A 14,201-nucleotide genomic window follows, 5' to 3' on the forward strand; every position below is an offset into this window, starting at 1 on the left:
CCCGTCCGCGTCCTAGGCCTCCTCGACCTCGAGCGTGATCGACACTTTCAGGAACGGCGCGCCCTCCTCGCGGACGTCGACGACGATGCGATGCGAGCTGCCGGTGGTGAAGGCGTCGCGGGCGATCGAGGCGCCGGTCAGCACCGCCTCCTTGCGTGCGGCGTTCCCGTCGGCAAAAACCCGGCCGTCCTCGTCCGGAGTGAGATGGCCGTTCTCGTGAATGTCGAAATGGAATCGCGGCATCGGGCGCCCTCAAAGCGTTGGCGACTGGTGCAGATAACGGTTGTCAAAATCCGCCAATTCCAAAAATTTGCGTTCGTCCAGTACGGTGACCCGGCCGCGGTGCAGATCGACGATGCCTTCCTGGCGCAATTGCTTGATGACGCGGTTGGCGTGCACGGCGGTGATCCCCAGGGCTTCGCCGATCTGCTCCTGCGTCAGCGGCATCTCGAAATTGTTGCCGTCCAGGCGGCCGATGATCCTGAGTCGCTCACGCAGTTCGATCATGACATGGGCAAGACGCGCGGGCGCCGGGCGCTGGCCGACATTGACGATCCATTCGCGGAACATCGCGGAGTCAATCAGCGTGTCCCGCCAGAACATCTCGGCGACAACCGGCCGACGGCGATGCAGCCTTTGCAGCGTTTCGTGGCTGATGAAGCCGAGGGTCGACGGCGTCAGCGTCGCGAGGTCATGATCCATCACGTGCAGGAACAGGCTCATCAGGTCCGGAATCTCGCCGGGGATATGGATCGAGAGGATCTGCCGCTTGCCGTTCGCGATCGTCTTGGAGCGTGCGCAAAAACCGTCGGCGATCAGGCAGCAGTTGGTCGCCCGCTCGCCATCACGTACCACAGGCTGTTCCGCCGGGAAGTGCCGGACGGAAATCGGAAGGGCTTCGATCTCCGCGATGTCCTCGTCTGCAATTGCGGAGGAGATGCGCAGACGCTTGATAAGCGCCGCGCGGATCGCATCGCTGGGCACGGCTCCCTCCGGACCAAAAATTCGAACTCGTGGCAATTTGCGAGTCATCGAACTCGCGGCGCCATCCTATGAAAAGCCCGCGATCGGTTCGCAGTTCCAACAAAAGTTAAGGACGGTGCTTGCCGGGGCGTGATTGTGTTTGGTGCAGGAAAGGGCAATTCATGACCAAGAAGCGCAATCGCACGCGACCGGTCCTCTCACTCCAGGAGCGCCTGAACAAATTCACCCAGGACGCCCGCGCCGCCGCCAGAAGGCTGCCAGCCGGTGTCGAGCGCCACGCGCTGTTGCAAAAGGTGCGCGACGGCGAAGCCGCCGCCGAGATGGAGCGCATGCTGTCGTCACCTCGCGTTCAAGACCCGAAATGACCAGCGTCGCCTGCGGCTGCGAAGCGCTATGCCGCTAGCGCTTGCCCATCAACTCGAGCGCCGGGGCAAAGCGCTCGGAGAATGTCAACGTCTTGGCGTGATGAACCGCGGCGAACGATGCCGAGATTCCCGCTGAAGCGACCGCGAGCAAGGCAATAACGAAAACCAGACGGCGCATGTCCGCCTCCTGTGTAAACTCCACCACCCGATAGAGATGGGACGGCTTTGTTTCAGGACGGTTTCGTCGCCGCTGAAAATGACTTCGCTCAAGCGCCTGTGATGACATCCGGCTTATCGGGCCGCCCGCCGTAACCAACTCATAAGTATTGCCGTCGTCTTGCAGCGGGCGCGAGCCGCATCGGGAATTAGGAGCGCGCCATCACGATCGTGAATCGCAAGACGACCGCGACAAGCAGCGTCTGATGAAGTGCGGAGTGATCGAGGATACTCAAATGAAAATCGTCATCCGGAAGCTCAATGGTCTGTGGCACCTGATCGTCGGGGCAAGCCAGATCCGAACGCCGTTCCTGGAAACCCAGGACCGCGCGCTGGTCGTGACTTACGCCCGTCGCGCTTATCCTGGCGCCAAGATCTTCCAGCGCGACTGATGCGAGCGTTGCGCGCCTAATCGTCCTCCGCCGGGCCGCACCAGCCCGGCAGATAGATCGCATCCTTGCTCTTGGCCGCGGCCAAACCCTTTTCGAGCGCCTTGTCGAAATTGGCATCCACCGCCTTGCGCGACAATTTCCGGCGCAGATAGTCGGCCCACAGGAATTCGGAGAACGGCGTGGTGTCCTTGGCGAAGCCGCCCATGCGGCGCAGCTCGCCGGCAAGGCTCCGGAACGGATCGTCCTTGAGATCGACGACCGATTTCGGCAGGTCGCGGAACGGACGCCGCTCGCCCTTGGCATCGTAGGGATAGACCCAGCGCTTGTTGTCCATCACGCCCCAGAACGCCTCGCGCTCGACCATCCTGAGATCGCCCACGACGGTCACCAGCACCTGCTTGACGCCCTCGTCATGCAGCGCGCGGCCGAGATGATGATGGTCGATCACGTAATAGCGCCCGTCAGGTCCGTGGACGACGGGGATCATGTGGGTGCCGAGCAGGTCGGATTGCTTATTCTTGCCATGCTCGCGCCAACGCTTGCGCTTCTCCTTGACCTCGCGCATGCCGACCGTCATCTGCGTCGGCCGAAGCGACAGGATCGGCACCGGGTGCACTCGCGGTTCGCGCGCGTTGGTGGTGGTCATGGTCGAAGAGTCCCTCGCATCGTTGGACCGGCGGACCGGGTTCCCCGGACTATGCCACGAGCATCGCGGCGGCAAAATGCGTTCGGTCGGGGCGCGGATCACAAGCCGCTGTTCACGCGTGCGGGTTCGATGTCGGTTGCTGCAACGCAACCCGCGCATTCCTGACGCCGGGATGACAGCGCCACGCCGCGACCGCTCGCAGCCCCATGAAAGATAGTGCGAAAGCGCAATGCACGTGCGCGTTGAGAAGATTTCCTGCAATGCTTTCACCACGTGTGCTATCTAAAAATCGCTGCTTCGGAGTGATCCTCACACCATGAAAATCCAGCGGCCCATAAGCTCGGATGACGAGCACCGGGTGCTCCAATTCAGGCCGCGCACCTCGCCTTCCCCGGCGGTCCACCGGGGCAACGGCACCGTGCGGCCGTTGCGCATCGCACCCGAGCCCGAGCCGCTCGACCTGTCCCGCTACGAGCAGCCTCGCACCGAGCCGAACGAATTCCGCCACCGCATGCTCGCCAACATCGCAGCTCTCGCCTTCACCATCGCGCTGACCGCGATCGGGATCTGGCTCGCCGTGAGCATCGCCGACCTCAGGCGGACCCAGGATTGCGTGCTGATGGGCCGCCGCGACTGCGTCAAGATCACGACGCCGCACATCTAGGCCCCGCCCGCCGCCGGTCCCCGGCAAAATGGGTTCTGGCAGGCGTCCCCAGCCCTGTCCCCCGCCCCGTCCGGCTCCATTGAACTCAGGGCGGCGCTCCGTTATACGGGCTCTCGACCCGGCCAGAGGGGGGTTTGAGGGCGTCATCGGGGCGCGATGCCCAACCCACCGTTCCACTCTGGAAAATCTGACAAATACCCGCAATATATCAAAGGCTTAGTGATGTCCTCCACATTCGATCAGGTCGCTACGATCATCGCTGAAACCTGCGACATCCCGCGCGACACGATCACGCCGGATAGCCACGCCATCGATGACCTCGGCATCGACAGCCTCGATTTCCTCGATATCGCCTTTGCGATCGACAAGCAGTTCGGCATCAAGCTGCCGCTCGAAAAGTGGACCCAGGAGGTCAACGACGGCAAGGCGACCACGGAACAGTATTTCGTGTTGAAGAATCTGTGCGCCCGCATCGACGAACTGGTTGCCGCCAAGGGCGCGAGCGCCTAATCGGGCGATCATGCAACTCGAATACTTCCACATGATCGATCGCATCGTCGACCTCAAGGTCGACGAGAAGACGATCGTCGTCGAAGCCCAGGTCCCCAAGGAGAGCACCATCTTCGAGGGTCACTTCCCGGGCTATCCCTTGATGCCGGGCGTGCTCCTGATCGAATCGATGGCACAGGCCTCGGGCTTTCTCCTGCTTGGCGTCTTGAAGTTCGAGCGCATGCCGATTCTCGCCGCCGTGAAGGAAGCCAAGGTGCGCGGCTCGGTGTTTCCGGGTGACCTGATGACCCTCGAGGCAAGCGTGGCCCATGAGGGCTCGGGCTATGCGATGACCGAGGCCAAGATCCGGGTCGGCGGCAAGCTGCGTGCGAACTCGCAGCTCACCTTCACGCTGATCCCCTTCCCCAATTCCGATATGCGCGGATACATGGACGCGGTCGCACAACGCGTCGGCTTTCCGCTACAGGCCGTATCGCCATGACCGACACCGCTGCGAAGCCCGGCCAGACGGAAGTCTGGATCACCGGCATTGGACTTGCGACCTCGCTCGGCGAGGGTCTCGACGCCAACTGGGCCGCGCTCCAGGAGAAGCGCATCAATGTCGATGAGAAGGGCTTTGCGCCCTTCATCGTGCATCCCCTGATGCCGGTGACCTTCGACAGCCAGATCCCGAAGAAGGGCGACCAGCGCCAGATGGAAGCCTGGCAGCGCATCGGCGTCTATGCCGCGGGCCTGGCGCTCGACTCGGCCGGCATCAAGGGCAACAAGGACATCCTGTCGAAGATCGACATGGTGGTGGCCGCCGGCGGCGGCGAACGCGATCTCAACGTCGACACCGGCGTGCTGACTGCCGAGGCCAAGGGCGCCAATGCGCCGGGCTTCCTCAACGAGCGGCTGATGAGCGACCTGCGGCCGACGCTGTTCCTGGCCCAGCTCTCCAATCTGCTCGCCGGCAACATCGCCATCGTCAACGGTCTGGGCGGTACCTCGCGCACCTTCATGGGCGAAGAGGTCGCCGGCGCCGATGCCGCGCGCATCGCGCTGTCGCGCATCGCCTCGGGCGAGAGCGACATCGCGCTGGTCGGCGGCTCGCATAATGGCGAGCGCAAGGACCTGATGGTCCTCTACGAATTCGGCGACTTTAACCTCAAGAACAAGTTCGCACCCGTCTGGGCGCGCAAGGACCACGCCGGCTTCGCGCTCGGCTCGGCCGGCGCCTTCCTGGTGCTGGAATCGAGGGCCCACGCCGAAGCGCGCGGCGCCAAGCCCTACGCAAAGCTGTCGAGCGTGGTGACTGATCTGGCCCGACGCAAGCAGTCCGGCGACATGGAAGCGACGCTGGAGAAGCTTTGGGACAAGCTGCCCAAGCGCGAGGGCAAGGGCGCGATCATCTCGGGCGCAACCGGTGCGGAGCCGGCGACGAGCGAGGAGCGCGGCTTCCTGAAGCAGCACACCGACTTCCCCGTGCGTTCGACCGGTACGATGTTCGGTCACACCATGGAAACGCAATTTCCGCTCGGCCTTGCGCTGGCCGCGCTGTCGATCTCGCGCGGCGCGCTGTTCCCGCCGAACGATTCCACGGGGACCGAGATTGAAATGCAGGGAGCGCCCACCCAGATTGTGGTGGTGGGGGCCGGACACTGGCGCGGCGAAGGCATGGCGCTGGTCGAGGCCGTAAGCTAGTTCAAGCGGGGGATCGACATGACTGCACCACGCGACAAACTCGGGCGTCCCGTCGTCGTCGTCACCGGCATGGGCATCATGACCTCGCTCGGCAACGGCAAGGCCGACAATTGGGCGAAGCTCGTCGCCGGTGAATCCGGCATCCGCACCATCACGCGCTTTCCGGTCGACGGCCTGAGGACGACGATGGCCGGCACGGTTGATTTCGTCAGCGTCGATCCGTTCTCCTCCACCGGCCTGTCCGAGCGGATGGCTGAGCTGGTCACGGAGGAAGCGCTCGCGCAGGCCGGCATCGGCGCCAAGGCCGATTTCCCCGGCCCCCTCTTCCTGGCGGTTGCACCAGTCGAGGTCGAGTGGCCGCAACGCCGTGAGCTCGGCCGCGCCGTCGGCGCGCAGGATTTCACCTATGACGATTTGCTGCGCATCTCGGGCGGCGGCAAGTACAACGCCTATCACCACCGCTTCATGTTCGGCTCGGTGGCCGCTCACCTCGCCGAGACCTTTGGCACCAAGGGCTCGCCGATCTCGCTGTCGACGGCCTGCGCATCCGGCGCCACCTCGATCCAGCTCGGCGTCGAGGCGATCCGTCGCGGTGAGACCGATGCCGCGCTGTGCGTCGCGACCGACGGCACCGTGAATCCGGAAGCCCTGGTGCGCTTTTCGCTGCTCTCGGCGCTGTCGACCCAGAACGATCCGCCGCAGGCGGCCTCCCGTCCCTTCTCCAAGAACCGCGACGGTTTTGTCATGGCCGAAGGCGCCGGCGCGCTGGTGCTGGAAAGCTACGAGGCTGCTGTCGCGCGTGGCGCAAAAATTCTCGGTGTGATCGCCGGCTGCGGCGAGCTTACCGATTCCTTCCATCGCACCCGCTCGTCGCCTGATGGGAAGCCGATCATCGGCTGCATGAACAAGACGCTGGCCGATGCCGGCATGACTCCGGACCAGATCGACCACATCAACGCGCACGGCACCGCGACGCCCGAGAACGACAAGATGGAGTACAACACGACATCGGCCGTGTTCGGCGAACTCGTCACAAAGATTCCGGTCACCTCCAACAAGTCGATGGTCGGCCACACCATCTCGGCCGCGGGCGCGGTCGAGGCGATCTTCTCGCTGCTGACGCTGGAGCATCAGCGCATCCCGCCGACGATCAACTACGATACTCCGGATCCTACGATCCTGTTTGATGTCGTCGGCAACAAGGCGCGCGACGCCCGCGTCACCGCTGTCATGTCGAACTCGTTCGGCTTCGGCGGCCAGAACGCCTCGCTGATCCTGACCCGCGAACCGGCCTGACCGGACGGATGGCGCTGCTTCCTGCGAGCACGAAGGCCCGCGCGCGGGAGGCCGCCAAATCGATCGGCGGCGGCCTGATCGGTGCGGCCACCGTCGGCATGCTGCGCGCCACGCGTTATTTCGATCCGGCCAAGACCTCCGACTTCTTCGCGCGCGTCACCAAGACCATCGGCCCGCGCCTGCGCGAGCACCGCATCGGCCGCGCCAACCTCACCGCGGCCTTTCCCGAGAAATCGCCGGAAGAGATCGAAGCGATCCTGATGGGCGTGTGGGACAATCTCGGCCGCGTCGGCGCCGAATTCGCCCATATGGACCACGTCTGGGATTACGACCGCGCGCATCCGGAGAACAGCAGGATCGAACTCCCGGCGCGCAGCATCGAGCTGTTCGACCACATCCGCGACGACGGCAAGCCGGCGCTGATCTTCGCCTCGCATCTCGCCAACTGGGAATTACCGGCGCTGGCGGCCGTCGCGCACGGGCTGGACGCTGCAATCCTCTACCGCCGGCCCAATATCGCCTCCGCCGATCGCATCATCCAGGAGATGCGCCAGGTCAACATGGGCACGCTGATCCCGGCGGGGCGCGATGCGCCGCTGCGGCTCGCGCAGGCGCTCAAGGACGGCAAGCACGTCGCCATGCTGATCGACCAGTATCTGACCGGCGGCGTCGAGGTCACCTTCTTCGGCCGCAAGACCCGCGCCAACCCGATGCTGGCGCGCCTCCTGCGCCAGGTCGAATGCCCGATCCACGGCGTCCGCATCATCCGCCTCCCCGGCGGCCGCTTCACCGCCGAGCTCACCGAGGAAGTCCCGCCGGTGCGCGGTGCCGACGGCAAGATCGACATCCAGGGCACGACGCAGGCGATCACCAATGTGGTGGAGAGCTGGGTGCGCGAGCATCCCGAGCAGTGGCTGTGGCTGCATCGCAGGTGGCGATAGGCGCTTCGGCCTACGCCCCGTTCACTGCTCCTGCAATCCTGCGTCGATCGTGGCCTGAACGAATTGATCCACCCTACACAAAGGTCGATCCGACGCATTCGCTGAGGGCATGAAGTTGAGCAAGGCTGCTCCGGTCTGAAGTCTGAGCCCCTCCCTCCTTGCCCCTCCGGTTCAAGGAGACCCGCTCACCTTCGCTCCGCTGTTGCAGTGCCTTCGACCATTCAGAGATCGAGCCCAATATCCACATTGTCCAAATCACACCGAGGTACGGTTGTGGCGCCTAGCGCTACGCATGCTCGACCAGCCCGCGGCAACATTTCCTGTTGCGTACCGCATCCGCTGTGGCACCTTATAGTTGCATTCTTTCTTACTTGCTTGCCTGTACGGTTCACGGCCAAGGAAATCTTCGATATGAAGCCTTCTCTTGAAGACGTGTTGGCTATTGGAGGCCTTGCAGTCTTTTCCTCCTGGCTTTTCATATGCTTGCCGCTTCTCTCCATCGTTCCGGATTTCTTGCCCGACACATTTGGATTCGCCGGACGGATTGGTGGGCCAGCATCTTTGGTGGGATCTTATGTTCTAGAAGACATTGCTGAGTACGCGGTCCCGTTTGTTGCCGTGGCTCTGGCTCTGAAGGTACCGATGAAATTCTTTCCCGATTTTGCTATTCGTGAAATTATGTCTGAGTATCCATTAAAGCGAGACACGCTTTTGGATCGTTCGTTTATCCTGATCATTCACGTTTTCAAGAATGCGTTCTTTTTGCTTCTTTGCACGATAGTTGCCTGCTCCCAATTTTGGTTTTACCTGCCTGGAATGTTTGGATCGGTTCGGGTCAGTCTCTTTTCTGCATTTAGCGTTGTGTCGGTTGCAGCTTTTGAATTACCGATTTCGCTTTTGGGTGCCGACACAACAAATTTCCTACGCGCTAGCCTTGATGCAAATTCGCTCGGCACAAGCATTCTGAAATACTATGCAGTCCTAACTCAAACCGTGTTGATTGGCTCGACGACCGCGGTCGCATTTAATCTTTTTGCGACGGAGCCCTTGAAATCCGCACACCGGAAACGTCCAGCCATTGTGCGGATAGTCGTCGCCGCTGGAATTCTCGGACTGTGTATTGGAATCCCTCAGATAGTATGGGCATACTTTTCCCATCAATTCGAGACGATGATCTATTTGCTAAGGCCTCTAGCAGTAGCGGCAATATACGCTGCCTTGCTTATTTACGCCTTCGTCGCCTTCCTTGCACTGCTTCATCTCATCCGATGGGTGTTCGGCTTCGATCGAAAGCGCTACGCCCTGATAGCGAGCTCGATTGTCGGCCTTGCCGTCTTTGTTTGGGCCGAGCTCTCATTGCTGCCGCGTTCGGAACGATCCGTTCAGCCGGAAGGCTGGTTCGCCAGCGCTCCAGGGACGATAATCGATTGGCTCTTGATATCATGCCTGAGCATGTTCTTGGCACTGCTTCCGGCGTATATCATCTGGTACGATCTGCGGCGAAGCCTCAGACTGAGATTTCGGCTGTAGATCTAAGAATCTGCCGCGCCTCACCGCCCCGTCTTCACCTTGGTCCAGAGCCGGTTGATGATCCGCTGCGTCGCCGGCTCACGCGCCGTGATGACGAACAGTTTTGCGAGCGTCGCCTCGTCCGGATAGATGTTCCTGTCGTTCAGTATTTTTGGGTCGACCAGCTTCTGGCTGGCGAGATTGCCGTTGGCATAGGACAGGAAGTCCGAGTTCTTGGCGGCCACATCAGGGCGATAGAGATAGTTGATCAGCTCGTAGGCCTCTTTGACATTCTTGGCATCGGCGGGGATCGCGAGATTGTCGAAGAACATCTGCGCGCCCTCCTTCGGAATGGTGTAGCCGATCTCGACCCCGCTCTTGGCTTCCGCCGCACGCGCACGGGCCTGCATGATGTCGCCGGACCAGCCGACCACGAAGCAGATCTCGCCGGTGGCGAGCGCGCTGAGATATTCGGAGGAGTGAAATTTTCGCACGGAGGGCCGAACCTTGGCGACGACATCGGCGGCCTTCTCGAGGTCGGCTTGCCTGGTCGAGTTCGGATCGAGCCCGAGCCAGCTCAGCGCCGCCGGAAAGATGTCGTCGGCGGAGTCGAGCATGTGGACGCCACAGTCTTTGAACTTGGCGAGGTTCTCCGGCTTGAAGACGATGTCCCAGCTGTCGATCTTCGCGTCGGGCCCGAGGATGGCCTTCACCTTGGCGACGTTGTAGCCGATGCCTGTCGTGCCCCACATGTAGTTCGCGGCGTAGACATTGCCGGGGTCGTAAATGCCGAGCCGCTGCGTCACCACGCCCCACGCATTGGCGAGGTTCGGCAGCTTCGCCTTGTCGAGCTTCTGGAAGATGCTGGCCTTGATCTGGCGCTGCAGGAAATAGGCCGTGGGCACCACGACGTCGTAGCCGGACTTGCCGGCCATCAGGCGCGTCTCCAGCGTCTCGTTGGCATCGAAGGTGTCGTAGACCACCTTGATGCCGGTCTCCTTGGTGAAGGCCTCCAGGACATCGGGGGCCATGTAGTTGGACCAGTTGTAGAAGTTGACGACGCGCTCCTCGGCCTTTGCAGGAGCGGAAAGCGTCAGCGCGGCTGCGATCGCAAAACCAAGGCAAAGCCAGGAAAAGCAACGCCAAGAGCGGCTGACGTTCGTCATTTCTGTCTACCTCTTGCGTCCACGCACCGCGTCCGACAGCCGCTCCAGCGCGGTGTCGAGCGTCTGGTCCTTCTTGGCAAAGCAGAAGCGCACCACCGAGGTCACCGGGTCCTGCTCGTAGAAGGCCGACACCGGGATCGCCGCGACCTTGTAGTCCTTCACGATCCGCCAGCAGAACTCGGTGTCGCTCTCGTTGAGCCCTAGCGGCGACAGGTCCACGGTGAGGAAGTAGGTGCCCTGCGACTTCAGCACGGGGAAGCCGAGGCTTTCGAGGCCCATGGTCAGGCGGTCCCGGCTCCGCGTCAGATCCTTGCGCATCGACAGGAAATACTCGTCCGGCTTGCCAAGCCCGTAGGCGACTGCGGCTTGCAGGTTCGGCGCGGTGGTGAAGGTCAGGAACTGGTGCACCTTGGCGGCGACCCGCAGCAGCGGCGGCGCGGCGCAGACGAAGCCGATCTTCCATCCCGTGAGCGAGAAGATCTTGCCGGCCGAGCCGACCTTGATGGTGCGCTCGCGCATGCCGGGGATGGTGATCAGCGGGATGTGCTTGTGCTCGTCGAAGGTGACGTGCTCCCAGACCTCGTCGGTGATCGCGATGACGTCGAACTCCTGGCAGTAGCGCGCCAAGAGTTCGAGGTCCTCGCGCGGATAGACCACCGCGGACGGATTCAGGGGATTGTTGAAGAGCACCGCCTTGGTCTTTGAATTGAAGACGCTTTTCAGCATGTCCTCATTCAGCCGCCAGTGCGGTGGCTCAAGGCGCACCAGGCGCGGAATGCCGCCGGCCTGGCGGATGATCGGCAGGTAGGAATCATAGACCGGCTGGAAGCAGACCACCTCGTCGCCCGGCTGGACCACGGCGAGAATGGCCGAGGTCAGCGCCTCGGTGCCGCCGGAGGTGACCATCACCTCGCTCATCGGATCGAGCTTGAGCCCATGCCAATGGCCGTAATGGGTTGCGATCGCCTGCCGCAACTCCGGGATGCCCATCATCGACGGGTACTGGTTATAGCCGTTCAGCGATGCGTCGGCCGCGGCGCGGCGGATGTCCTCGGGGCCGGGATCGTCAGGAAAACCCTGGCCGAGATTGATGGCATTGTTGTCGCGCGCGGCCTGCGACATCGCCTCGAAGATGGTGACGGGAAGGTCGGCGAAGACCGTGTTCAGGGACGAGCTTTTGGACATCGGCAGGTCAGTCACCGACCTTGCTGGGAAGACCCGCCGCCTTCCAGCCCAGCATGCCGCCGGCCAGATGCTTGTCGTAGGGCAGGCCCGCCGCCTGCGCCGCGAGCGAGGCCGTCACCGAGCGTTTTCCGGAGCGGCAGGCGAACACGACCTCTTTGCCCTGGGGATCGGGGATCGCCTTGGGATCGAAGGTCGAGAGCGGCACGACCACGCCGTAGGGATAGGCCTCGGCCTCGACCTCGTTCGGCTCGCGCACGTCGACGAGCAGATAGCGGCCTTCCGCGACACCTTTGGAAACCTCGTCCGGGGTCAGATCCTGTACTTGATTTGCCACATCATCCTCCAACGTCGCGTATCCTTTGCCGGGGCGATCCCGGCGGGCGGCAACCTCGCCTCTCAGCCAGCGAAAATCAAGCGCTACAAAGGCTTGAGCTGGCTTGCGCAAGTTAAAGCTAAATCGCAGCGACTTGAAGTGGGGTTTCAGGATGTCTGAAGCTCCTGCTTCACGTCTCACCCACTCGTTCGGTGTCATTCCCCGCGAAAGCGGGGAATCCAGTACGCCGCGGCTTCTCGGTTCTAGCCGCACCGTCTCTGGAATACTGGGTCGCCCGGTCAAGCCGGGCGACGACGTCGGAGTTAGATCGTCACCTGGGTGCCGACCTCGACCACGCGCCCAGAGGGGATCTGGAAATAGTCGGTGGCGTCGTTGGCGGAACGGCTGAGCGAGATGAACAGCCGGTCCTGCCAGCGCGGCATGCCGGAATGGGCGGCGGGCTTGAGCGCCCTCCGCGACAGGAAGAACGAGGTCGACATGATGTCGAACTGCCAGCCGAGCTTGCGGGCGATGGCCAGCGCCTTCGGCACGTTGGGCGATTCCATGAAGCCGAATTTCAGCGTCACCTTGGAGAAGGTCGGTGAGATCTGCTCCAGCTTCACCCGCTCGGCCAAATCGATCCGCGGGGTCTGCGCGGTCTCGATGGTGAGAATGACGTTCTTCTCATGGAGCACTTTGTAGTGCTTCAGGCTATGCATCAGCGCGGTCGGGGCGCTGAGCGGGTCCGAGGTCAGGAACACCGCGGTGCCGGGCACGCGCTGCGGCGGTCGCTTCTCCAGCATCGCCACGAGATCGGCGAGCGGGAATTCGAGCTTGCGCGACTTCTCGAACAGCAGCCGGCTGCCGCGCCGCCACGTGTACATCAGCATGATCATGAGCGCGCCGAGCGCCAGCGGCACCCAGCCGCCCTCGAACACCTTGAGCAGATTGGCTGCGAGGAAGGTCAGGTCGAGGCACAGGAACGGAATGATCAGGGCAGCCGCTGCGAACGGCGACCACCGCCACACCTTCCAGATCACGACAAAGCCCATCATCGCGGTGACCACCATGGTGCCGGTGACGGAGATGCCATAGGCCGAGGCCAGCGCGCTGGAGGAGCGGAACAACAGCACCAGCAGCACCACCGCGACCAGCAGCAGCTGGTTGATGCGCGGGATGAAGATCTGGCCGGAATGGGCTTCAGACGTATGGCGAATTTCGAAGCGCGGCAGCAGCCCGAGCTGGATCGCCTGGCGCGTCAGCGAATAGGCGCCGGTGATGACGGCCTGACTCGCGATCACGGTGGCGGCGGTCGCCAGCACAACCATGCAGCCGCGGAAAAAGCCTTGCGGGAAGAGCTGGAAGAACGGGCTCACGATGGCGCCGGGATCGCCGAGCACCAGCGCGCCCTGCCCCAGATAGTTCAGCGCCAGCGATGGCAGCACGATGAACAGCCAAGCGGTCTGGATCGGCCGCTTGCCGAAATGGCCGAGGTCCGCATAGAGCGCCTCGGCGCCCGTGACCGCCAGGAACACGGCGCCCAGCGTCACGAAGCCGATGATCCCGTGGTGGAGCATGAAGGACACGGCGTAGAGCGGGTTGAGCGCGAACAGGATCTGCGGCTGCTCGATAATGGGGTGGATCGCCGCCACCGCAATGACCGCGAACCAGACGCACATCACGGGGCCGAAGAAGGCCGCGACACGGGCCGTGCCACGCGACTGCACGGCGAACAGGAGGACCAGGATGATCACGGTCAGCGGCACGATGTAGGGCTCGAAGTGCAGCGTGACGTCCTTCATGCCTTCGATCGCCGACAGCACCGAGAGCGCCGGCGTGATCACGGCATCGCCGTAGAACAGGGCGCCGGAGATGATGCCGAGCAGGACGATGGTCGCCCCCCCGGTGCCGACCGCGCGCTGCGCCAGCGCCATCAGCGCCAGCGTGCCGCCCTCGCCATTGTTGTCGGCGCGGAGCAGGATCACGACGTATTTGAGCGTCACCACGACGATGAGCGCCCACAGGATGAGCGAGACCACGCCGAGTACGGCCGCCGGCGTCGGCAGCCCCTCCGCGCCCGAGGCCGCCATCACCGCCTCGCGGAACGCGTAGAGCGGGCTGGTGCCGATATCGCCATAGACGACCCCGATGCTGCCGAGCGTCAGCGCGCCGAAACCGGCCGTGGTGTGGGCATCGCCATGCCCATTGGCCGCCGCCGTTTCCGGGGCGGAAATCGCTACGTCACTTGTCATGGGAGAGCCTGATGGCCTCTAAAATGCTTCACTGCACAACGGCGGAAGAGCGCGCGGCTTATAGGCCTGCGCTGCCGGC

General features: G+C 63.0%; 17 protein-coding genes. 9 read left to right on the forward strand and 8 right to left on the reverse strand.

What is annotated here, in order from left to right; genetic code table 11:
• Positions 1–12: 12 nt before the first annotated feature.
• Positions 13–243: a DUF6894 family protein gene (locus tag B5V03_RS27760; RefSeq protein WP_129273530.1), complete on the reverse strand. Its 231-nt coding sequence runs from the start codon at positions 241–243 to the stop codon at positions 13–15.
• A gap of 9 nt (positions 244–252) precedes the next feature.
• The gene (locus tag B5V03_RS27765) at positions 253–984 is read right to left on the reverse strand and encodes a Crp/Fnr family transcriptional regulator (RefSeq protein WP_245502355.1); all 732 of its coding nucleotides are present in this window, start codon (positions 982–984) and stop codon (positions 253–255) included.
• Between the two features lie 161 nt (positions 985–1,145).
• Here B5V03_RS27765 and B5V03_RS27770 point away from each other — a divergent pair, with 161 nt between their 5' ends.
• Entirely contained in the window at positions 1,146–1,349 is a 204-nt protein-coding gene (locus B5V03_RS27770) for a hypothetical protein (RefSeq protein ID WP_129273532.1), read from the forward strand.
• 34 nt (positions 1,350–1,383) lie between these two features.
• On the opposite strand, the gene B5V03_RS41700 is transcribed toward B5V03_RS27770, so the two are convergent.
• Positions 1,384–1,527: a hypothetical protein gene (locus B5V03_RS41700; RefSeq protein WP_164988323.1), complete on the reverse strand. Its 144-nt coding sequence runs from the start codon at positions 1,525–1,527 to the stop codon at positions 1,384–1,386.
• 274 nt (positions 1,528–1,801) lie between these two features.
• Here B5V03_RS41700 and B5V03_RS41705 point away from each other — a divergent pair, with 274 nt between their 5' ends.
• A complete protein-coding gene (locus tag B5V03_RS41705; protein ID WP_164988324.1) occupies positions 1,802–1,957 on the forward strand; it encodes a hypothetical protein in 156 nt (51 codons plus the stop codon).
• A gap of 16 nt (positions 1,958–1,973) precedes the next feature.
• Here the strand turns inward: B5V03_RS41705 and B5V03_RS27775 are convergent, their stop codons facing one another.
• On the reverse strand, positions 1,974–2,603 hold the full coding sequence (locus B5V03_RS27775) for a ParB-like protein (protein WP_129273533.1): 630 nt from the start codon (positions 2,601–2,603) through the stop codon (positions 1,974–1,976).
• 316 nt (positions 2,604–2,919) lie between these two features.
• On the opposite strand from B5V03_RS27775, the gene B5V03_RS27780 reads away from it, so the two are divergent.
• From B5V03_RS27780 to B5V03_RS27810, 7 genes are all read left to right on the forward strand, one after another.
• Positions 2,920–3,267, forward strand: coding sequence for a hypothetical protein (locus tag B5V03_RS27780; RefSeq protein WP_129273534.1), 348 nt, complete (start codon positions 2,920–2,922; stop codon positions 3,265–3,267).
• A 222-nt stretch (positions 3,268–3,489) separates the two neighbouring features.
• Positions 3,490–3,777: an acyl carrier protein gene (locus B5V03_RS27785; protein WP_007592476.1), complete on the forward strand. Its 288-nt coding sequence runs from the start codon at positions 3,490–3,492 to the stop codon at positions 3,775–3,777.
• Positions 3,778–3,787: 10 nt separating this feature from the next.
• On the forward strand, positions 3,788–4,258 hold the full coding sequence (locus B5V03_RS27790) for a 3-hydroxyacyl-ACP dehydratase FabZ family protein (RefSeq protein ID WP_129273535.1): 471 nt from the start codon (positions 3,788–3,790) through the stop codon (positions 4,256–4,258).
• Positions 4,255–5,460, forward strand: a complete 1,206-nt coding sequence (locus B5V03_RS27795) for a beta-ketoacyl-ACP synthase (RefSeq protein ID WP_129273536.1) — start codon at positions 4,255–4,257, stop codon at positions 5,458–5,460. Before B5V03_RS27790 ends, B5V03_RS27795 begins: the two co-directional genes overlap by 4 nt.
• Before the next feature lie 18 nt (positions 5,461–5,478).
• Positions 5,479–6,756, forward strand: a complete 1,278-nt coding sequence (locus B5V03_RS27800; RefSeq protein ID WP_129273537.1) for a beta-ketoacyl-ACP synthase — start codon at positions 5,479–5,481, stop codon at positions 6,754–6,756.
• Positions 6,757–6,764: 8 nt separating this feature from the next.
• Positions 6,765–7,697 carry a lipid A biosynthesis lauroyl acyltransferase gene (locus tag B5V03_RS27805; protein WP_129273538.1) on the forward strand — a complete coding sequence of 311 codons (933 nt, stop codon included), beginning with the start codon at positions 6,765–6,767 and terminating at the stop codon, positions 7,695–7,697.
• A 411-nt stretch (positions 7,698–8,108) separates the two neighbouring features.
• Positions 8,109–9,227, forward strand: coding sequence for a hypothetical protein (locus B5V03_RS27810; protein WP_129273539.1), 1,119 nt, complete (start codon positions 8,109–8,111; stop codon positions 9,225–9,227).
• Positions 9,228–9,247: 20 nt separating this feature from the next.
• Here the strand turns inward: B5V03_RS27810 and B5V03_RS27815 are convergent, their stop codons facing one another.
• From B5V03_RS27815 to B5V03_RS27830, 4 genes are all read right to left on the reverse strand, one after another.
• On the reverse strand, positions 9,248–10,372 hold the full coding sequence (locus B5V03_RS27815; RefSeq protein WP_129273540.1) for a polyamine ABC transporter substrate-binding protein: 1,125 nt from the start codon (positions 10,370–10,372) through the stop codon (positions 9,248–9,250).
• Positions 10,373–10,378: 6 nt separating this feature from the next.
• Entirely contained in the window at positions 10,379–11,557 is a 1,179-nt protein-coding gene (locus B5V03_RS27820; protein WP_129273541.1) for an aminotransferase, read from the reverse strand.
• Between the two features lie 7 nt (positions 11,558–11,564).
• On the reverse strand, positions 11,565–11,891 hold the full coding sequence (locus tag B5V03_RS27825; protein WP_129273542.1) for a rhodanese-like domain-containing protein: 327 nt from the start codon (positions 11,889–11,891) through the stop codon (positions 11,565–11,567).
• Between the two features lie 302 nt (positions 11,892–12,193).
• Positions 12,194–14,122: a potassium transporter Kup gene (locus B5V03_RS27830; RefSeq protein WP_129273543.1), complete on the reverse strand. Its 1,929-nt coding sequence runs from the start codon at positions 14,120–14,122 to the stop codon at positions 12,194–12,196.
• Positions 14,123–14,201: the final 79 nt, after the last annotated feature.

This window comes from Bradyrhizobium betae (assembly GCF_004123905.1).
Taxonomy (GTDB): Bacteria; Pseudomonadota; Alphaproteobacteria; order Rhizobiales; family Xanthobacteraceae; genus Bradyrhizobium; species Bradyrhizobium betae_A.